Here is a 19715-nt window from a genome sequence, read left to right as displayed (position 1 = left end):
AGCAATTATGAACATCAAACAAATTCCCCTTATATTTCTTTTGATATCGTCGCTTTATGGATTTTCCCAAGATGGCATCCCTGTTTATTCAGACTATTTTGCGGATAACCTATATCTTTTGCATCCATCTATGGCTGGGGCTGCAACTCATAATCAGATTCGACTAACAGCGCGTCAGCAGTGGTTTGACCAAAAGGAAGCGCCAAATCTGCAGACCGTTAGTTTTAACGCAAGGTTAGGCGAACAATCTGGAGTAGGTGCCATTTTCTTTAATGATCAGAATGGGTATCACTCTCAAACGGGTGCATACCTTACGTATGCTCACCATATTATGTTTTCTAGAAGTGAAGCAGACCTTAATCAACTTTCCTTTGGTTTAAGTGCTGGAATTACACAACAAAGACTTGATGAAACTAATTTCGCTTTGGATGATTATGATCCTATAATTGCGGGGATTGTTCAGAGTACTTCCTATTTTAATGTGGATGCTGGAGTTTCCTATAATTTCTTAGATTTTTCAAGTCACTTTACTGTAAAGAATTTAATTTTTCAGAATAGATCCATTTATAGCGAAGACTTTGAATCAAACAATCAACGGAAATATTTACTTTCTGCAGCTTACGCAATCGGTAAGTATGGCGCAGATTGGAGCTATGAACCGTCATTTCTTTTTCAATTAACAGAGAGAACAGCAGAAAAGGCTATTGATATAAATTTTAAGGCCTATAGAACCATGGACTTCGGAAAATTATGGGGAGGACTTTCCTATAGAAGGAGTTTTGATGGAGCAGATTATCTAAATGGCTTAGAAACGAAAGGGCAAAAAGCACAATACGTTACGCCAGTTTTAGGAATTAATTTCAAAGATTTCATGTTCGCTTACACTTACAGCTATCAAGCTGGAAATGTAACGCTCCAAAGTGGAGGTTTTCATCAAATCACTTTGGGTTATGACTTTTTGGGAGGAAGACCAGAACCGTATGACTGTAACTGTCCTGCCATTAATTAAATCTTTCAGAAATAAATTTGAAATGCCTGACACTTGCACAAGTGTCAGGCATTTTTTTTAATCCCTAATCCCTAATCCCAATTTAGTCCTACGTCTTAAGTCTAAAAGTCCTACGTCAATTTTCAAAAAAATCATTCCCAAGAATAACTCTTTTTCTCAGCCTGCTTCTTTATGGCTTTAACCATTGCGTTTTCCAGTCCGTTGCTTGTTTCTTTTGTGTTTTCGGCTATATACTTTCGGCGTTGTTCGTTTAGATCCATAATTTGTTTTTGGATTGCTTCTCTTTCGGAACGCTTCAATTCAACATATTTCTTTATTTCAGAAGTGCTTTTCCCTTTTAATTCCTGTGGCAATTCTTCTTTTTTCAATTTATCATAACTGAAATCCGCTTCTTTTTCAGCATCCACTAAATCCCAAGTACTGTTGGTATATAGATGACTTCCTTTTGAAACTGATCTACTAACTGCATTTGCCTTACTGTATTCCGCAGCGTTATCGTCCTGCTCGTGTTGCACACGACTCTTGTTTTTCCCTTCACTTCCATAAGGAACATAGGTTTTATTCAATTTCACATTAAGTTGAATGATTACATCATCATAAGGCGAAGCCACATAAACAGTTTGTTGGTTTTGTTTTATGGCCATATAGTCGCCATAAGTAAGTTGGGCGCCGTCTTTCCAGTAACTATCTATTCCGTGAGTATAATCACCACAGAAAATAGTATTCACAACCACACCGTTTTCTTTGGCATTGGCCGCCGCGTCTTTGTAATTGGTTGGCCCTTGATTAAATGATTCATTCCCCGCAATGAAAACCATTTTTAAATCGTCATTTTCATTACCCCAATCCAGTTTGTTCAAGGATTCCTGAATTACGGCGCCGCAATATTCGCTACCGCCATTTGTGGTTAGCGAGAAAAGTTCTTTGGAAACATCATCCAAATCTTCTGTAAAACTTAAAATCTTCCGAATGTATTCGTCTTTGGAACTCAAATTATCGTTGCCATATTCATATAAGGCAATTTGAAGTTTTGGACGGTCACCGCCACGTTTTGCATAGCTAAGTTCATTCACTATTTCCCAGAGTTGTGCTTTCGCCTGGTCTATAAGTCCGTCCATGCTGCTGCTGGTGTCCAAAAGCAACGCCACTTTTATATAACGATCCTTTTTTGGGGTTGGAGTTTCAATTTTCGCCAATAAGGGCTCTTCGTTCTTTTTGGTTTCGGCCTTGCAGGAAACTGTTATAGCGAATACCGCGAGCATTAAAATAATTTGTAACTTTTTCATAATAGTTATTTTTAAGATTTATGTTAATTCATTGTATTTAAATAATTTGTCAAACTGTAAATCGGTCAACTTCATCTGTCACCCGTCATCCCACTTCCGCCATTTTTTTCCAACGGTATAAACTTAAAGCGAACTTATTTCTGAAAAAATCAACTTTGAGGGTTTGGCTAGTTTCAACCAGCAAAGACTATTTTTGGTTGAGGGAAGTATTAATTTGAATCCTTTTCTGAAGCTATTTTATAAAAACGTAATTTTAGACATTGAGCCAAAGTGCGTATGTTTACCGTTTTAAATACAAAATGAAAAACCTTCTTTTTCTTTTTTTGGCAGTTGCCTTTTTTGGTTCTACAGAAAGTTTTGCGCAAGTGAAGCGGCAGGTAGCCAAATCTTTTATGCTTAGGGGTGAAGTGGTGGATGGCGAAACTAATATGCCGCTTTCAAAAGTGAATGTCGAGATTTTGGGAGGGCAATATACTACGACCAATCTTTCGGGAAGCTTTGCTATTTCTGCAAAAATTGGTGACGAACTTGTTATAAAAAGTGATGATTTCCTCACGGTTTACTACACTATAAAATCCGACGAGTTTATAACCGTTCGGGTTGAAAATGCAAAACCTGAAGCCGCTCCTGAGTTGGCTAAAACAATTCAAAATAAAGAGCAAGCGAGTTTTAATGTCTATTTAGATTCTGCTAAATTTTTTCTGAAAAAAGACGCACAGAAAAGTATTGAATTCATCACTAAAGCTCTGGAACCAAGACGAGGTAAAACTATTTCAACAAAGGAAAATAGTCTGGCTTTTGAAACTTTGGGCGATATTAATTTATTTTGGAATCAGCCAGATTTGGCAGTGGATAACTATAAACAAAGTCTTCAAAGCATTAAAAATACTGATGTTTCTATAAAACTGGCGAAAGCTTTTGCGCAGAATAAAAACTATCAGGAAAGCATTTCAGCTTTTCAAAAATTGTTGAATGCAAATCTTTCAGCTTATCAAAAAGTTGAAGTTTATGAAGGTTTGGGAGATACTTATAAAGCTATTGACGATGGCGTGAAAAGTGTTTTCAATTATCAAAAAGCGTTAGATACGGCCAAGGATAATAAGATTATTCCGAAAATTACGAACTTAAATTCTAAGATAGGTGAAGCTTATGCCCAAAGTGGCGCGCTGAATGAAGCAGAAAGTTATTTTGACAATTCCTTGAAACTTGCAAAAAAAGAAAACAAACAGCGCGCAGTTTCAGAAAAAAATAAGGTGGCAGATTTTTACAATCAAAACCGCGAATACGAGAAAGAAATTCAGCTTCGTGAAGAAACTTTGGAGGAACTGAATTCAATGGATAAAGGCGTTACAGTTGACGATGAAGCCCTTTCGTCCCAACGCCAAAACTATAAAATCGCAAATGCTTTTGTGGCGCAAGAAAAGTATAAACAAGCAATTCCATATCTCGAAAAAAGTATTGCTGAAGCAGACAAGAAAGAAGATTTAATTGTTCAAAAAGACGCAGTAAGAAAGCTTTCCGAGATTTACCGAGACATTGGTGAGTTTGATAAAGCAACCGAAAGTTATCAGCGATATGTTGAGGTTGTGGACGAATTATACATTAAAAAGGAACAGGAAATTAGCCAAGCCGCGCGTTTTAGCAAAGAGGTAACCCAGAAGCAAAACCGAATCGCAAGTCTTGAAAACGACCGAAAATTAAATGAAAGTCGCTACAAACTTGCTTTTGAAAACCAAGAACTTATTCAAAAGAATGACCGCATTCAAAAATGGATTATTGGTTCTTTGATTCTGATTGTTTTGTTATTGTTTTTTGCTGCCTACACACAGTATAAAAACATAAAACAGCAGAAGTTCGCGAATAATGTTTTGGCATTGAAATCGCTTCGGTCGCAGATGAATCCTCATTTTATATTTAATGCGTTAAATTCCGTAAATAGTTTTATTGCGGTAAATGATGAACGTGCTGCCAATAAATATTTGACCGATTTTTCGTTGTTAATGCGTTCGGTTTTGGAGAATAGCGAGGAAGATTTTATTCCTTTGGAAAACGAAATTGAATTATTAGAACTTTATGTAAAGTTGGAGCATTTCAGATTTAAAGATAAGTTCAACTATAAAATTACTGTGGACGAAAAAATAAACTTGAATGAGTTTGTAATACCGCCAATGTTGCTTCAGCCATACGTGGAAAATGCCGTGTGGCACGGACTTCGATATAAAGATGAAATGGGTTTGTTAGAAATTAACTTTCAGCAAATTAATTCAGAAACAATAAAAATTTCCATAATTGATGATGGAATTGGTCGTTCAAAATCCAAAGAATTCAAAACCGAAAACCAGAAGAAACAGAAGTCCAAGGGAATGGGCAATACTCAAAAACGTATCGCAATTTTGAACGATATGTACAGAGACAAAGTTGATGTGAAAGTGGAAAACGTTTTCGATAATAGCGAAGGAACCAAAGTGGAACTAATTTTAAAGAAAGACTAATGAATAAATCCTTCCAGCGTTTTAAACGCTGGAAGGATTAAATAATGGAATATGAAACTAAACGCAATAATTGTAGAAGATGAAGAAACCAGCCGTGAAATTCTACGGAATTATTTGGTAAAATACTGTCCAAATATAGTGTTGAAAGGTGAAGCTGCAAATGTAGATGAAGCCCTGGTCTTAATCAGAAAAAACGATTTGGATGTAGTTTTTCTGGATGTAGAAATGCCTTACGGAAATGCTTTCGATTTGCTGGACAAAGTAGGCGATAGGCAGTTTGAAACCATTTTTGTAACGGCCTACAATCATTACGCAATGGATGCTTTAAACGCACACGCTTCCTATTATTTGCTGAAACCAATTTCCATAGATAAGTTGATAGAAGCCGTAGATTATGTGAATGAAATAAAGGAAAAGGAAAACAATCTTCAGAATTCCATTTTAAAGCCGCTCCAGACGCAAGTTGTTGGGAAGATTACAATTCCTTTGCAAAATGGTTTTGAAGTGCTTCAGATGGAAGATATATTGTATTGCCAGGCCGATGATAATTACACGCAGATTCATTTAAAAGTTGGAAAGCGATTGGTGAGCAAAACCTTGAAATATTTTGAAGATTCCCTTTCAGAAAATGGTTTTGCAAGAGTTCATAAATCCTATCTGGTAAATGTGAATGAAATCACGGAATACAAAAAAGGAAAAGGAGGAAGCGTAGTTCTTTCCAGCGGGAAAGAAATAATGGTGAGTCCTTCAAGGAAGAAGGATTTGTTAGCTTATTTTGGATAAAATAATAATCAAATTTTAGATATTAATAATTTTGAAGAAACTACTAGCGTTAATAATATTTTTTTCTCAATTATTATTTTCTCAAACGAGGGATGATGATTATGAAATATATTCTTTGATTTTAACTCAACGCTTGGAATTGGGAAATAAATCTGAAAAGGAAAAGATTGTATTGATTGAACAATTTATGGATGAATTTGATGGAAACTACGAAATTCTTGACCATAAAACTGATACGATTACAAAATCAGATTTGAGTATGCTTTATAGTATGACCTACAAAGACACAACATTTTTAAAAAGAATTATTAAAGAAAAAGATTTAAGAAATGTAATTACTCAATTAACGTCTGACAAATCTGAACATCCAAAAATTAAATCGGAATTATTGGAAAAACCATTAATCGAAATTAAATCAATTACAGATAGAAAGTTTAGTTCGTACTTTGGAAGATATAGGTCTTTACGAAAAGCTTGGAAACGAATTGAAAGAAAATACGGAACAAATAAAGTTGTCGAATTCTCACAAGTTAATTACAAAGGACAATTTGCAGCTACTTATTATGGAATTCATTGTGGAAGTTTATGTGGTTCTGGAAGCATAGTCATTTTTGAAATGATAAAAGGAAAGTGGAAAATATTGACTGAAATAAACCTCTGGGTATCATGAAAATATTATAAGAATTGAACTACGAGACAAGTTATTTATTTAAGAGGCCAGAAACCAAAAACCAGAAAATATGATAATAAAACCAGTAAACGGAAAACACCCTCAAATACCTGAAGATTGCTTTATAGCTGAAAACGCGACTATTGTTGGCGATGTGGTTATGGGCAACGAGTGCAGTGTCTGGTTCAATGCCGTGATTCGTGGTGACGTACATTTCATCAAAATGGGCAATAAAGTGAACGTGCAGGATGGCGCTGTAATTCACGCAACGTATAAAACTTCGCCAACAACTATAGGAAATAACGTTTCGATTGGTCATAACGCCATAGTTCACGGTTGCACCATTCACGACAATGTTTTGATTGGTATGGGAAGCATTGTTATGGACGATTGTGTAGTGGAAAGTAATACGATTATTGCCGCAGGAGCTGTAGTTTCAAAAAATACAAGGGTCGAGAGTGGAAGTATTTACGCAGGAATTCCTGCTAAAAAAATTAAGGATATAAGTCCAGAACTTACCAAAGGCGAAATTGAACGCATCGCCAATAATTATGTGATGTATTCTTCGTGGTTTAAATAGTTTTTAGAGGGTAGAGGGTAGCGGGTAGTTTTAAAAATCGCGTTTTTCTATAGAAATTTTTTCAGCAAAATCTTTCAGCAATAATTTTAGAGTATCAGTTTCTGCATTTGTATAAAACTGAAGTTTAGGGGTTGTGTTTTCTTCACGGAGTAAATTTAAACTTTGTAGTACGGTTTTTGTTTGTCGCGCAACAGCTTCGCCGGAATCGATGATTTTTACGTTTTCAGGAAGTATTTTTTTCAACTGCGGAATGAGGTACGGATAGTGGCTGCAGCCCAAAACCAGGTAATCTATATTGGCTTCAATCATTGGTTTGGTGTGTGTTTTCAAAAGAGAAATCATTTCTGGACTATCAAGTTTTCCAGCTTCAATTAAAAGAACAAGCCCTTCTCCAATAATTTCGACTACGCTTATATCCTTTGTAAATTCCTTTGCCGTTTTGCTAAAAAGTGTGCTGCTGAGTGTTCCTTTTGTAGCTAAGATTCCGACGCTTTTTGAAGTGGTTTGAAGCGCCGCTGGTTTAATAGCTGGTTCTATACCTATAATAGGAATTTTATAATTTTCTCGAAGTGTCCAGACTGCGTTGGTGGTTGCAGTATTGCAAGCTACCACGATTATTTTGCAATCTAATTCCCGTAATTTTTCAACATTTTTGATGCTGAGAGCGATTATTTCTTCTGAAGATTTATTTCCGTAAGGTGCATTTTTGCTGTCTGCTAGATAAATAACATTTTCAAACGGAAGCAGTTTATGGATTTCCTGCCAAATAGAGGAACCCCCAACACCAGAATCAAAAACGCCTATGGGATTATTTTTATCCATCAAGTAAAAATAGCTAAATACTTCAAATTAGGGCATAAAAAAACTGCCCGCGATTAACGGGCAGTTTTTAAAATTTATAGTTGTAAAAAGAATTACATTCCTAAATCTTTCTTAACATCAGCCATAAGGTCTTTACCATCTGCAAGGATAACGCCGCTACCTACGGTAGAATCCAATACATATTGAAATCCTTGGGCCTTAGCTACTTTTTGTATTGTAGCTTGTGCTTTTTCAAGAATTGGCTTGAAAATATCTGTTCTTTTCTTGTCTAGATCCTGAAGAGCTTGTTGTCTGTAAGCTTGGATGTTTTCTTGCATTCCTTGAATTTCTTGGAATCTTTTTTGGTTTTCTTCATCACTTTTTGTTGAAGCTTCACCATCGTATTGCTTGGCTTTAGTATCTAATTCCTTAGCCATCGCTTTGATCTCTGTGTCATACGTCTTTTGAACCTTTTCCAATTGACCTTGTGCAGCTTTGTAATCTGGCATAGATTCAATTAGTTCCTGAGCATTGATATGTGCTATTTTGGATTGAGCGTTCATAAAACTTGTTGCTCCTACGAAAAGTACAATTGCAACTAGTAACGTTTTCATTTTTTTCATTTGTAAGTGTATTTAATTTATTTAAGTGTTATTTATTTAAAAAAAAGGTATTAATGATTTAAGCTATTATCTTTAACAATTAACCGTCTCCTTTTGGAGTATTGTTTTGATTTTGACGGGCGTTTAATATGGAATCTTTTCTTTGTTCTCTTTCTTCAATAATTTTTTGACGTCGCAAATCAAATTCTGCTTTTTTCACAGCTCGCAGTGAATCGCGCTCTATTTGACGTTGAGCCATCATATCTTCACGCTCAGATTTTTTAGCTTCAACAATCTTTTCGCGTTCCTCTTGTTTTTCCTGAACTGCCTTTTCCTTTTCGGTAACAACTCCTTCTTCTTCAAGTGAAAGTTTATCGCGTTGTTCGATTTCGCGTTTTTCTTTCTTGTCTGCGGCCTGTACTCTTCTTCCAGCGCGTTCAATGCTTCTAAGTACTAAATCGCTGATGTCGTTTCTTTTTGCAGCGAAGAGCATAACAACATCTGCAGATTTATCAAAGATGAAATCATACTTTTTGTTTTCTGCAACTTCCTGAACAATATTGAAAACCTGATCCTGAATTGGTTGAACCAACTGTCTTCTCTGGATCATCAAATCACCATTTGGACCAAAACGGTCTTGTTGGTATTGAAGCATTTCGTCTTCTTTAATTTTTACTTCTTCTTCGCGTTCGTCAATCAATTCTTTCGTTAAAAGAACCCTTTCATTAGCAAGGTTCAATTTCATTTGATCAATTTCCTTTTGTTTTTTTTCGATGTCCTGTTTCCAGCGTTGTACCTTCCCTTCTAATTGTATGGAAGCTTCTTTGTATTCAGGAACGCTTTCTAAGATATATTCCATATCAATATATCCTATACGAACGCCTCTTTGAGCTTCGGCCATGAAGGTGAAGCAAAAAACGGCAATTGTGAAAAAGAGTATTTTTTTTGTCTTCATATTATTTGGTTGTTGTTTAAGAAAATATCGTGCCAGTTTTTAAAATGACTGTCCAATTATAAAACTAGTTTTCCATCCATGTGGCTCTGTTCCTCCCAAAACAGGGTCGAATCCATAACCAAAATCGATGCCTAATAATCCAAATTGAGGCATAAATATACGTAATCCTGCGCCAGCTGCACGCTTTAACTCAAAAGGATTGTAATCTTTGAATCCACTATAGGATGCTCCACCTTCCGCAAAACCAAGCACATAGATGGATGCCATCTGTGCTAAAGTAATTGGATATCTTACCTCTAACGAAAATTTATTGTAAATCGTATTTCCGTCTGGATCAGATAAAGATTGATTTGGATATCCTCTTAAAGCAATGGCCTCTCTACCATCCAAACTATAAGCTCCCATACCATCACCACCTACAAAAAATCTTTCAAATGGAGGAACACCACGGTCTTGGTTGTATGCTCCCAAGAATCCAATTTCAGTATTGGTACGAAGCACTAATTTTTCGTAAATACGAGTGTACCATGTTCCTTTGAATTTAATTTTATAGTATTCTAACCATTTAAAACGCTCTTGATCTATAGAAGACCTTCTTTCTCTAGCATTCACAACTTGTGCTGAATTAGAGGAAGTATTATTGATTATTCCTTCCTGTAACGCTCTATCTTCAGCCAAAGATTTATAGTTTACACTATTAAATGCAGAATACGGAAGTGTCATTTTTGCAGTTAGACTGAAGTCAGAACCTTGGGTAGGATAAATAGGGTTGGTAGCAGTGTTATTTCTGCTAATACCTATAGTATATGCCAAGTTGTTTGAATACCCATCTCCAAAGGTGAACAATCCTGTGTTGTAATTATTAAGGTTGTAATGTTGGAAACTAAGCGCGTTGGACCAAACAAAATAATCATCTGGCCATTTTACTTTTTTAGCAAGACCTACAGAACCACCTGTAATGGTGAAACTTCTTGATTTATCTGCTCTTCTGTTGTTATAATCATAAAAATTCTGGATGGTATGAGAGAAAGACGTTGATAATTGTACAGGTCTTTTTCCTCCCAGCCAAGGCTCGGTAAGCGATAAGCTATAGGTTTGATAGTAGCCACTAGCTTGGGCTCTAATGGATAGTTGCTGACCGTCTCCCATTGGTAGTGGTCTGTATGATTTTAAGTTGAAAATATTGTTAAGTGAAAAGTTTTTAAACGAAAGACCTAGCGTTCCCACAAAGCCTCCACCGCCATAACCTCCTTGCAGTTCAACTTGACTAGAACCTTTTTCAACTAGAGAATATTCTAAGTCAACAAGACCGTTGTTTTCATCTACTTTTTTGAAATCTGGTTTCAGTTGTTCTGGGTCGAAGAAGCCTAATTGTCCCAATTCACGAATTGTTCTAACAACATCGCGTTTACTGTATTTTTGGCCTGGACGAGTTCTTAATTCTCTATAAATAACATGGTCGTTGGTTCGATCGTTTCCTACAACCGTAACATGGTCAAAGTAAAAAAGACTGCGCTCAATAATCCTGATTTCAAAATCTATAGTATCGTTGCGAACGGCTACTTCCACAGGGTTAATACGTGCGGCAAGATACCCGTTGTTTTGATAAAGATTGGTAATATCTTCTGCATCAGGTGCTGAATCGTCTGCAATACGTTCTTGCAACAAAACGCCATTGTAAACTTCACCTTTTTTTATTCCTAATACTTGACGTAATTGACTATCTGTAAATACGCTATTTCCGATAAATTTTATATCTCCAAAATAATATTTGTCTCCTTCTTCTAGTTTAATATCGAGAGCTATATTCTTTTTGTCAAGAATTCTCAAAGTGTCACTAAGAATACGTGCATCGCGATATCCGCTTGATTTGTATTTCTTAAGAAGTGATGCTCTGTCTTCCTCAAATCCTTCTTCGGTAAACTTTGAACGCTTCCAAACACGGAAAAAGTTTTTTCGTTTAATTTTTTTCAACGAACGACGCAATTTAGCATCAGTGAAATGTTCTTTTCCTTCAAAATTAATTTCTTTCACTTTAACACGCTTTCCTCTATTTACGTCAATAAGCATGTTTTTAGAAATCTCTACACCAGTAGAATCTTTAAATGGTGTGGTCGTAACAGTAACATCTGTATTAAAAAAGCCATCTTTTTTATACTTGTTTGTGATGTAATTTTTTGTGGTAGTAATTAGGTTTTCTGTGATTTTTGTCCCAGCCGTAAGGTCGTTATCCTTAATTATTTCCTTACGCTTTGCCTTACGTACACCTTGCCCCGTGATGGTTACCTCGTGAAGTTTTGGTAATTCTACAATATATAGTTCCAAATCTACAGAATCGCCATCTATGTTAGTTACATAAAAAGCGATATCACTAAAAAGGTTTTGCTCCCAAAGTTTTTTGGTTACTTGACTCAATTTTTCGCCTGGAATATAAATTCGGTCACCTTTTTTAAGACCAGTAAAAGCAATAACAGTTTGTTCGTTGTAGCTCTGGGCTCCAGAAACGGTTATTTTATTTATGGTGTATTTGTCACCGCTATCAAGTTCTTTTTGCTGTGCCTGTAGTGTAAAAACGGAAAGTATTGTAAATAATAAAATACAATAAGATTTTCTGTATGTATGCAATAGGGAACTATTGTTTAAGTTGTTCACTGGTTTTTCCAAATCTTCTTTCTCTGTTTTGATAATTTAATATTGCCTCAAAAAGATGGTTTTTAGTATAATCCGGCCAAAGTGTTTCAGTAAAATACAGTTCGGCATACGCTATTTGCCAAAGCAGAAAGTTACTGATACGCTGTTCGCCACTAGTGCGGATCAATAAATCAACATCTGGTAAATTTTGCGTGTAAAGATGATTATTTATTACCGTTTCATCAATATCATGCGGCGAAATTAGGTTATTTTTAACTTTAAGACTAATCTCTTTTATTGTTTTTGTAATTTCTTCCCTAGAACCATAACTAAGAGCAAGGGTAAGAGTCATTCGCTTGTTATTCTTTGTTTTATCTATTACGTCCATCAATTCTTTATGTGCTTTTTTTGGTAAAGCATCTAGATTGCCGATGGCATTTAGTTTAATATCGTTGTTGTTTAATGTCTTTATCTCTTTTTTAAGCGAAGAAACCAGTAGTTTCATTAACAACTCTACTTCCAATTTTGGACGATTCCAGTTTTCTGTTGAAAAAGCATAGAGTGTTAAAAATGGAACTCCTATTTCAGCACAACCTTCCACAATTTCACGAACTGCTTTGCTGCCATTTTCATGACCAATAGAGCGGAAAAGACCTTTTTGTTTTGCCCAACGACCGTTCCCATCCATAATTATGGCGAGATGTTGTGGTAATCGGTCTTTATCTAATTGGTCTTTAGGTTCCATTTTTATCTTAAAAATTGCAATAGCATGGCTTTCTTCCGAAGGCAAAAGTAAGGGTTACCCCAGTGAATACATACCAATCGTCATTATTTATGTTACCGAATTTAGCGCCTTGATCATCTTTAAGTCCTTTTACTGGATTGCTTCCATCAAGATCATCTGTAAATGTGTAGCGAGCTCCAATTTCAAAACCAAACATAGCGTTTTGACTAATGTTTGCTTTAAACCCTACTATCATTGGTATGGCAATACTTGATGCATTGTCATATTCTACAATATTTTCGCCTCTTCTATGAAGTGCGGTATAAGTAAAACCTGTAAGTCCAGTATATAGATAAGGTGTTGAAATCGATTTTTGAGCGTGAACATTAAAATCCCAAAAGGTATATTCTATACCGATAGATAATTCTTTCACTGTATTTTCAAAGGAATAGCCACGTTGATTTCTACGGCTGTTGGAGCTTTGAGAGTCGTCTCCTTTTATTTTTGCAACCATAAAAGAACCTCTAAAGGAGTGTCTTGTGCTTCGGTTCCATTTGAAAATACCACCTAAAGCCAAACTATTTGGATTAATGTAGTTTGTTTTACCAACATCACCTATATAGTTTGCGCCGCCAATCATTCCGCCAATTTCGTAGGTTTGTGATTGCGCTATAAACACAGTGGAGAGTATTAAAAATACAGTCGCGAAGTACTTCATATAATTTAAAAGTTTGCAAATATAACAATAATCTTGGCTTGACATTGTTGGAAGCCAATTTGTCTCAGTTGATTAACAAATTTTGATGGATTTTATTGTTTATGAAGTCAGCTAATTCATAATGCAAGCGGTGTAAAAAATTGTGAAGTCATTGGTTGCGACCTTTTCTTTTGTCGAAGAGTTTTAATTCCTTTTATCTTCTCCCCACAAAAGTTTTTTGCGCAGCGTTTTTATAAAGCTGTCATCGTGAAGTTGAAGTAATTTAATTGTGAATGGCGCTTTCTTAATAATGATTGTGGTTTCGTTTTCTAAAGTAACAATGCGCGAATCCATAGATACCAAAAATGTATTTTCGCGTCCCGAAACTTTTAAAGAAACAACACAAGAGTCTGGTAACACCAATGGCCGAGCATTAAGATTGTGCGGTGCGATTGGCGTAAGCACAATATTGTTGGCCTCAGGGTCAATCACTGGTCCACCACAGCTTAAAGAATAGCCAGTGGAACCAGTTGGAGTCGCTACAATAAGACCGTCGGACCAATATGAAGTGAGATATTTATCATTCACAAGCGTTTCAACTTTTATCATAGACGTTGTGTTGCGTCTGTTAACCGCCACTTCGTTAAGCGCAAAATTTAAGGGTTGTATATCATCGCTCTTCGGAAAAGTTTCTACCGTGAGCAAGCTTCTTTCAGAAATAGAATATTCGCCTTCCAAAATCTGGTTTAGGCTCTCAGTCATCTCTTCTTTTTGAATTGTAGCCAAAAAACCGAGTCGTCCAGTATTTATTCCAACAATTGGAATGCCTAAATCTGCTACAAAAGTTACAGATTTCAAAATAGTTCCATCCCCGCCAATACTGAAGAAAAGATCAAAACTTGAATCCAATTCAGTAAAAGTGGAAAATCCCGAAAAGTTTTTTGTGATGTCCTGGTTTTGATTTATGATGTTGAGAAAGTTTGCTTCAATAAGCACTTCGGCTTCTTTCTTTTGAAGCGCATCTAGCAACATCTGAATATAGATTTCAGAATTTTCGTGATAAAACTGTCCGTAGATTCCTATTTTCATTTAAGCTTAACTATTTGTTGAATATTGCTACTGTTTACTGAATACTGCGACTGACTACTAAATATTAAGATACTTATCCAAATATTCAGATCTTTCCTTTAAATCTTCTAAAAATTTGTCTTCTTCGTGATGGCTTATCACGTTATAGTTATACCTTCTAAAAGTTTGAACTATGCTATTCATAGCCGTATGGCCTACTTTCACGGTAACTTGAACATTGTCATTTTCAATATTTGAAATAAATAGCCCGAAAATCCGTGTTCCATTTGTTTCCACAATTTGGCATATTTCACTAAACGAATATTCCTGAATTCCTTTTTCAACCACAATGATTCCGCCAGTTTCATTCAAAAATGGGGTGTTGTTGAAAAGACTCATAATATCGCCCAATTCATAATAACCCAAATAATTATTTTCTGCTCCAAGCACTGGCATAATGTTGCTATTGTTCAACGCGAAGGCTTCCAAAATGTCTAGCCAATTCGTGTCTTCAAGCACATGAAAAGGCTCCAGAGCATATTGAAAATCACTCAATAATTTTTTATTGTCAAAACAATAGGCATCATTTTCAGAAACGCAACCTATGTAATGACCATCTTTTTCAACAGGCACGTGCGAATAAGTGAGTTGGTTGAAAACGTTCTGCACGTCCTTTATTTGCGTTGAAACGTCAAAGGGTTCAATATCGTTAATGATGTAATTCAAGGTTTCCATCGGAAATTATTTTTAATGCAAATTACTTAAAATAAAGGTTCAGTAAGCGCTGTAAGGTTTGTATTTTTGTTAATTCTAACACAAAGAAATGACAAAGCTAAGCGTAAACATAAATAAAATTGCCACGTTGCGTAATGCGCGAGGCGGAAATGTTCCTGATTTGTTGCGGGTTGCGGCAGACATTGAAAAATTCGGTGCACAAGGAATCACAATCCACCCAAGGCCTGATGAACGCCACATTCGGTATCAAGATGCGTATGATTTAAAATCCATAGTTTCCACAGAATATAACATTGAAGGAAACCCGATGGATGATTTCACAAAGATGGTTTTAAAAATAAAACCTACGCAAGTTACCCTTGTTCCTGATGCTGTGGATGCAATTACCTCAAATGCTGGTTGGGATACAGTGAAGCATAAGGATTATTTAAAGGAAATAATTTCTGAATTTAAACGAAACGGAATCCGCACATCAATTTTCGTAGATCCAACCTTAAAAATGATTGAAGGCGCCGCCGAAACAGGAACAGACAGAATTGAACTTTACACAGAAGAATTTGCCGACCAATATTCTTTGGGCAACAAAGCAGCCATAAAACCATATACAGAATGTGCAATACTAGCAAATAATTTGAATTTGGGTATAAATGCAGGTCATGATCTTTCACTAGAAAATATTAAATTTTTCAAGGAAAATATTCCTGGACTTTTAGAGGTTAGCATTGGGCACGCGCTGATTAGCGAGGCACTTTATGATGGGTTGGAGAAAGTTATTTCAGCATATTTAATAAAGCTTAATTAATATTACGCTACTCTCAAATACATACACGTTACAATAGCAGAAAATGGAATATGATTATATTATAGTCGGAAGTGGTTTTGGAGGTTCGGTTTGTGCTTTAAGATTATCATAAAAAGGATACAAGGTTTTAGTAGTTGAAAAAGGAAAATGGTTTAAAGCTGAAGACTTTCCTAAAACCAACTGGGATTTTAGAAAGTGGTTATGGCTACCTAGCTTCCGTTTTTTCGGTATTATGAAATTAACTATTTTCCGGCATGTAGCGGTTCTCTCAGGAACAGGAGTTGGAGGAGGTTCCTTAGTTTATGCCAATACATTACCCATTCCGAAATCAACATTTTTTAAAACGGGTAGCTGGAGTAAGCTTAATGATTGGGAAAATGAATTAGCACCCTACTATACAGAAGCTCTAAAAATGCTTGGAGCTGCTAAAAATCCTAAACTGTTTGACGGAGATATTGGGCTGAAAAAAGTTGCCCAAAAGCTAGGTCTGGAAGATAAATTTGACGCCACCAATGTTGCTGTGTATTTTGGAGAAGAAAATGTTACCAAAGATGATCCTTATTTTGAAGGTTTAGGACCTCAAAGAACCGGCTGCAACTTTTGTGGTGCGTGTATGACGGGTTGTAGAAATAATTCTAAAAACACTTTAGACAAAAACTATTTATATCTTGCTCAAAAATATGGTGCTGAAATTTTAGCCGAAAATGAAGTCTATGGTGTTAGTCCATTAAATACTGTAGATGGAGCAAATGGTTACGAAGTATCTATAAAAACTAGCACAAAATTCTTTTCTAAAAGAAGAAAAATTAAAAGTAAAGGTGTTATTTTTTCTGGTGGTGTGTTAGGAACCATCAAACTACTTCTGAAATTAAAGACTACATCTTTACCTAACATATCTAATAAACTAGGGGAAGACATAAGAACCAATAATGAAACCTTGGTGAGTGTCTCTAGTCTTGAAAAAGATAAAAATTATTCTAGAGGTGTGGCAATTGGCAGCATTTTAGACACAGACGAGAATAGTCATCTAGAAGTTGTTAGATATTCCGAAGGCTCTAATGCCTGGAAACTTCTGCATTTACCTTATGTTACAGACAAAAATATTTTTTCTCGTATAGCAATGATATTTGTTTCGTTACTAAAATCACCTATCAAGTATTTCAAAATTTATTTTTTAAATAGCTGGGCAAAAAAGACAGTAGTACTCCTTTTCATGCAAACCTTAGATAGCACGCTTAAATTTAAGAGAAATATTTTTGGGTATATGGGTTCAACGGTTAGTTCCGGAAAAAAACCAACACCATTTATTCCAGAATCCGTTAAATTGATTAAAGAATACAGTAAAGAGGTAAATGGCGTGAGTACTTCATTTGCATTAGAAACAATTGCAGGTATACCGTCTACCGCACATATTTTAGGTGGTGCTGTAATGGGAGAAAATACTTCGGAAGGTGTTATTGATAAAAACAATTGCATTTTTGGATATAAAAATCTATATATTGTAGATGGCTCTATGATTTCTGCAAATCCAGGCGTAAATCCATCTTTATCAATAACAGCTATTGCGGAACGTGCAATGGATCAAATACCTACTAAAAATGAACTTGAAAAGTTTGTGACACGACTATAATAGTGAAAAATACAATTGCTTTATTATAGCGGAAAACTGCAAATGATTTATGGCATACTTCAATAGATTAAATTTCTCTTGATAGTCTATAGCCTAAGATTAATACTTTTAAAATTAAGATTAGATTTTTTTTAATATGACCCTACACTCACAAATTCTCGGCAAAGGCCAATGTTTTGTAATTCTCCACGGTTTTCTCGGTATGAGCGACAACTGGAAAACCCTCGGCACTCGTTGGGCGGAAGATGGTTACGAAGTACATCTTTTGGATCAACGCAACCACGGACGCAGTTTTCATAGCGATGAATTTTCGTATGAAGTGATGGCTGAAGATTTAAAAAAGTATTGCGAAGAACACGATTTAAAAGACATCATTTTGCTCGGTCATTCAATGGGTGGCAAGGTGGCGATGCAGTTTGCAGTAAAGTACCCTGAAATGGTTTCAAAATTGATTGTTGCAGATATTGGTCCAAAAGCATATCCACAACATCATCAAGATATTTTGAAGGCGCTATCAATGTTAGATTTTTCAAAAATAAAATCTCGCGGCGAAGCTGAAGATATTCTTTCAGAATATATAAGAGACGAAGGCACTCGATTATTTCTTCTTAAAAATCTTTACCGAAAAACTAAAGAAGAATTAGCACTTCGCATTAACCTACCCGTTCTTTCAGAAAAAATAGAGGAGGTTGGCGTAGCGCTTTCTGAAGGCGCTGTTTTTAAAGGTGATACGCTTTTTTTAGGTGGTGAAAAAAGTGGTTATATTGAACCTATGGACGAGCTTTTAATTAAAAAACATTTTCCTAAAGCCACTATCCAAACAATCTCAAAAGCTGGGCATTGGCTTCAAGCCGAAAATCCCGAAGAATTTTATGATAATGTTATGAATTTTTTATAATATTGTAACAAAGTTTCTTATGCGTGCATAATAAATTAAAAAAAAGAATTATTTATCCTTAATCCTCAGAAATTAACTCTAAAGAAATTACAACTATGAAGAAATTATTAATACTTGCCGTTTTTGCACTTGCAAGTGCGGTTACTTATGCAGGCGGTTACCGTGTAAGTTTGCAGGGTAATAAAGCTCTGGCTATGGGCCACACGGGCGTTGCTGTTATAAACAGTAGCGAACTTGTGTTTTTTAATCCCGCAGGATTGGTTTATCTAGAAGACAAGTTTAACATAACTGTTGGGGCACACGGTGTGTTTTCAAACATTGCATATCAGGATACTGCTACAGGCGCTAATGCTAGAACAGACAGTCCAGTAGGCACGCCATTTTATGTGTACGCTTCCTACAAAGCAACAGATTGGTTAGCATTCGGTCTTGGTGTTTACACACCTTACGGAAGCTCAGTGAAATATGAAGATGACTGGGCAGGTTCGCATTTAGTGAACAATATAGATCTTGCGGCAATTTATTTTCAGCCAACCGTCTCCTTCAAAATAAATGATAAATTGAGTTTTGGTGGTGGACCTATTTATGTTACGGGTTCTGTAAATTTCAACAGAAACTTAAACCGTACTCTTACTGATTTAGAAGGAAATCGTTCAAACGTAACGATTGATGCTTCTGGAGTAAGCAGCTGGGGATGGGTAGCAAGCGCTATGTTCAACCCAACTGAAAAACTTCACGTTGGTGCTACTTACCGCTCTGAAATTATCCTTGATGCTGAAGACGGTACTGCCGAATTTGAAAATATTCCAAACTCGCCTTTAACGCCTTTTGCAAATACTTCTATAAAAGCATCGTTGCCATTACCTGCTGAAATGACTGTAGGTATGTCTTACGATTTCTGTGAAAATTGGACTTTCGCTTTTGATTTTAATCGCACTTTTTGGGATGTTTACCAATCTTTGGATATAGATTTCGCAAAAGCAGATATTCCAGATTCAAAAAATGCACGTAATTATAAAAACTCATCTGCATATCGTTTTGGAATGCAATATGACGCAACCAAGATGTTCACGTTAAGAGCAGGTTATTATTTTGACGGATCTCCAGTTCGTGATGGTTATTTTGCTCCAGAAACACCGCGTAACGATAGCGATAACTTTACAGCTGGTTTAACGGTAAATGTTGGAAGTCATCTTCAAATAGATGCTTCATTCCTTTATGTTCACTCAAAAGAGGTTGATGCTTCATACAACTATTATTACGAAAATGGAGTGGCAGTTCCTTTCAGCGGAACCTACAAAACCAATGCTTTCGTTCCAGGATTAGGGCTTACTTATAAACTATAATTGAAA

The 19715-nt window shown here is 35.8% G+C and carries 18 protein-coding genes; 9 read left to right on the top strand and 9 right to left on the bottom strand.

Features of this window, described 5'->3' with window-relative positions; all coding sequences use genetic code 11:
• Positions 1 to 7: 7 nt before the first annotated feature.
• Positions 8 to 1009 carry a PorP/SprF family type IX secretion system membrane protein gene (locus AEQSU_RS04185; protein ID WP_014781612.1) on the top strand — a complete coding sequence of 334 codons (1002 nt, stop codon included), beginning with the start codon at positions 8 to 10 and terminating at the stop codon, positions 1007 to 1009.
• Between the two features lie 131 nt (positions 1010 to 1140).
• Here the strand turns inward: AEQSU_RS04185 and AEQSU_RS04180 are convergent, their stop codons facing one another.
• A complete protein-coding gene (locus AEQSU_RS04180) occupies positions 1141 to 2295 on the bottom strand; it encodes a vWA domain-containing protein (RefSeq protein ID WP_014781611.1) in 1155 nt (384 codons plus the stop codon).
• Positions 2296 to 2594: 299 nt separating this feature from the next.
• On the opposite strand from AEQSU_RS04180, the gene AEQSU_RS04175 reads away from it, so the two are divergent.
• The 4 genes from AEQSU_RS04175 to AEQSU_RS04160 all read left to right on the top strand — a co-directional run bounded on the left by AEQSU_RS04175 (position 2595) and on the right by AEQSU_RS04160 (position 6820).
• On the top strand, positions 2595 to 4787 hold the full coding sequence (locus AEQSU_RS04175; protein ID WP_014781610.1) for a tetratricopeptide repeat-containing sensor histidine kinase: 2193 nt from the start codon (positions 2595 to 2597) through the stop codon (positions 4785 to 4787).
• 51 nt (positions 4788 to 4838) lie between these two features.
• Positions 4839 to 5570, top strand: a complete 732-nt coding sequence (locus AEQSU_RS04170; protein ID WP_014781609.1) for a LytR/AlgR family response regulator transcription factor — start codon at positions 4839 to 4841, stop codon at positions 5568 to 5570.
• A gap of 31 nt (positions 5571 to 5601) precedes the next feature.
• Entirely contained in the window at positions 5602 to 6240 is a 639-nt protein-coding gene (locus AEQSU_RS04165) for a hypothetical protein (protein ID WP_014781608.1), read from the top strand.
• Between the two features lie 70 nt (positions 6241 to 6310).
• The gene (locus AEQSU_RS04160; protein WP_014781607.1) at positions 6311 to 6820 is read left to right on the top strand and encodes a gamma carbonic anhydrase family protein; all 510 of its coding nucleotides are present in this window, start codon (positions 6311 to 6313) and stop codon (positions 6818 to 6820) included.
• A 30-nt stretch (positions 6821 to 6850) separates the two neighbouring features.
• Here AEQSU_RS04160 and murI read toward each other — a convergent pair whose 3' ends face one another.
• The 8 genes from murI to AEQSU_RS04120 all read right to left on the bottom strand — a co-directional run bounded on the left by murI (position 6851) and on the right by AEQSU_RS04120 (position 15033).
• Positions 6851 to 7642 carry a glutamate racemase gene (gene murI / locus AEQSU_RS04155; protein ID WP_014781606.1) on the bottom strand — a complete coding sequence of 264 codons (792 nt, stop codon included), beginning with the start codon at positions 7640 to 7642 and terminating at the stop codon, positions 6851 to 6853.
• Positions 7643 to 7734: 92 nt separating this feature from the next.
• Positions 7735 to 8244 (bottom strand): OmpH/Skp family outer membrane protein, encoded by a 510-nt coding sequence (locus tag AEQSU_RS04150; RefSeq protein ID WP_014781605.1) that lies wholly within the window; start codon positions 8242 to 8244, stop codon positions 7735 to 7737.
• 79 nt (positions 8245 to 8323) lie between these two features.
• A complete protein-coding gene (locus AEQSU_RS04145; protein WP_014781604.1) occupies positions 8324 to 9178 on the bottom strand; it encodes an OmpH/Skp family outer membrane protein in 855 nt (284 codons plus the stop codon).
• Between the two features lie 39 nt (positions 9179 to 9217).
• Complete coding sequence (locus tag AEQSU_RS04140) at positions 9218 to 11842, bottom strand: BamA/OMP85 family outer membrane protein (RefSeq protein WP_157429248.1); 2625 nt, start codon at positions 11840 to 11842, stop codon at positions 9218 to 9220.
• The gene (locus AEQSU_RS04135) at positions 11811 to 12554 is read right to left on the bottom strand and encodes an undecaprenyl pyrophosphate synthase (protein WP_014781602.1); all 744 of its coding nucleotides are present in this window, start codon (positions 12552 to 12554) and stop codon (positions 11811 to 11813) included. Before AEQSU_RS04135 ends, AEQSU_RS04140 begins: the two co-directional genes overlap by 32 nt.
• A 7-nt stretch (positions 12555 to 12561) precedes the next feature.
• Positions 12562 to 13251: a type IX secretion system protein PorG gene (gene porG, locus AEQSU_RS04130; RefSeq protein WP_014781601.1), complete on the bottom strand. Its 690-nt coding sequence runs from the start codon at positions 13249 to 13251 to the stop codon at positions 12562 to 12564.
• Between the two features lie 183 nt (positions 13252 to 13434).
• Positions 13435 to 14319 carry an NAD kinase gene (locus AEQSU_RS04125; RefSeq protein ID WP_014781600.1) on the bottom strand — a complete coding sequence of 295 codons (885 nt, stop codon included), beginning with the start codon at positions 14317 to 14319 and terminating at the stop codon, positions 13435 to 13437.
• Positions 14320 to 14376: 57 nt separating this feature from the next.
• Positions 14377 to 15033: a CBS domain-containing protein gene (locus tag AEQSU_RS04120; protein WP_014781599.1), complete on the bottom strand. Its 657-nt coding sequence runs from the start codon at positions 15031 to 15033 to the stop codon at positions 14377 to 14379.
• Positions 15034 to 15121: 88 nt separating this feature from the next.
• Here AEQSU_RS04120 and AEQSU_RS04115 point away from each other — a divergent pair, with 88 nt between their 5' ends.
• From AEQSU_RS04115 to AEQSU_RS04100, 4 genes are all read left to right on the top strand, one after another.
• The gene (locus AEQSU_RS04115; RefSeq protein WP_014781598.1) at positions 15122 to 15835 is read left to right on the top strand and encodes a pyridoxine 5'-phosphate synthase; all 714 of its coding nucleotides are present in this window, start codon (positions 15122 to 15124) and stop codon (positions 15833 to 15835) included.
• A gap of 232 nt (positions 15836 to 16067) precedes the next feature.
• On the top strand, positions 16068 to 17465 hold the full coding sequence (locus tag AEQSU_RS04110; protein ID WP_342626267.1) for a GMC oxidoreductase: 1398 nt from the start codon (positions 16068 to 16070) through the stop codon (positions 17463 to 17465).
• Between the two features lie 136 nt (positions 17466 to 17601).
• Entirely contained in the window at positions 17602 to 18363 is a 762-nt protein-coding gene (locus AEQSU_RS04105) for an alpha/beta fold hydrolase (protein WP_014781597.1), read from the top strand.
• Between the two features lie 95 nt (positions 18364 to 18458).
• On the top strand, positions 18459 to 19709 hold the full coding sequence (locus AEQSU_RS04100) for an OmpP1/FadL family transporter (RefSeq protein WP_014781596.1): 1251 nt from the start codon (positions 18459 to 18461) through the stop codon (positions 19707 to 19709).
• The last annotated feature ends 6 nt before the right edge of the window (positions 19710 to 19715 follow it).

It is taken from the genome of Aequorivita sublithincola DSM 14238, from assembly GCF_000265385.1.
GTDB classification, from domain to species: domain Bacteria; phylum Bacteroidota; class Bacteroidia; order Flavobacteriales; family Flavobacteriaceae; genus Aequorivita; species Aequorivita sublithincola.
The sequence above is the reverse complement of the archived record's forward strand: the minus strand, read 5'-3'. Positions and strand labels throughout refer to the sequence as shown.

Coding starts and splice junctions, on each gene's coding strand:
- AEQSU_RS04170 (WP_014781609.1), top strand. CDS start 4,839: ATGAAACTAAACGCAATAATTGTAGAAGATGAAGAAACCAGCCGTGAA.
- AEQSU_RS04115 (WP_014781598.1), top strand. CDS start 15,122: ATGACAAAGCTAAGCGTAAACATAAATAAAATTGCCACGTTGCGTAAT.
- AEQSU_RS04145 (WP_014781604.1), bottom strand. CDS start 9,178: ATGAAGACAAAAAAAATACTCTTTTTCACAATTGCCGTTTTTTGCTTC.
- AEQSU_RS04135 (WP_014781602.1), bottom strand. CDS start 12,554: ATGGAACCTAAAGACCAATTAGATAAAGACCGATTACCACAACATCTC.
- AEQSU_RS04120 (WP_014781599.1), bottom strand. CDS start 15,033: ATGGAAACCTTGAATTACATCATTAACGATATTGAACCCTTTGACGTT.
- AEQSU_RS04110 (WP_342626267.1), top strand. CDS start 16,068: ATGAAATTAACTATTTTCCGGCATGTAGCGGTTCTCTCAGGAACAGGA.
- AEQSU_RS04150 (WP_014781605.1), bottom strand. CDS start 8,244: ATGAAAAAAATGAAAACGTTACTAGTTGCAATTGTACTTTTCGTAGGA.
- porG (WP_014781601.1), bottom strand. CDS start 13,251: ATGAAGTACTTCGCGACTGTATTTTTAATACTCTCCACTGTGTTTATA.
- AEQSU_RS04180 (WP_014781611.1), bottom strand. CDS start 2,295: ATGAAAAAGTTACAAATTATTTTAATGCTCGCGGTATTCGCTATAACA.
- AEQSU_RS04175 (WP_014781610.1), top strand. CDS start 2,595: ATGAAAAACCTTCTTTTTCTTTTTTTGGCAGTTGCCTTTTTTGGTTCT.
- AEQSU_RS04160 (WP_014781607.1), top strand. CDS start 6,311: ATGATAATAAAACCAGTAAACGGAAAACACCCTCAAATACCTGAAGAT.
- AEQSU_RS04125 (WP_014781600.1), bottom strand. CDS start 14,319: ATGAAAATAGGAATCTACGGACAGTTTTATCACGAAAATTCTGAAATC.
- murI (WP_014781606.1), bottom strand. CDS start 7,642: ATGGATAAAAATAATCCCATAGGCGTTTTTGATTCTGGTGTTGGGGGT.
- AEQSU_RS04185 (WP_014781612.1), top strand. CDS start 8: ATGAACATCAAACAAATTCCCCTTATATTTCTTTTGATATCGTCGCTT.
- AEQSU_RS04105 (WP_014781597.1), top strand. CDS start 17,602: ATGACCCTACACTCACAAATTCTCGGCAAAGGCCAATGTTTTGTAATT.
- AEQSU_RS04100 (WP_014781596.1), top strand. CDS start 18,459: ATGAAGAAATTATTAATACTTGCCGTTTTTGCACTTGCAAGTGCGGTT.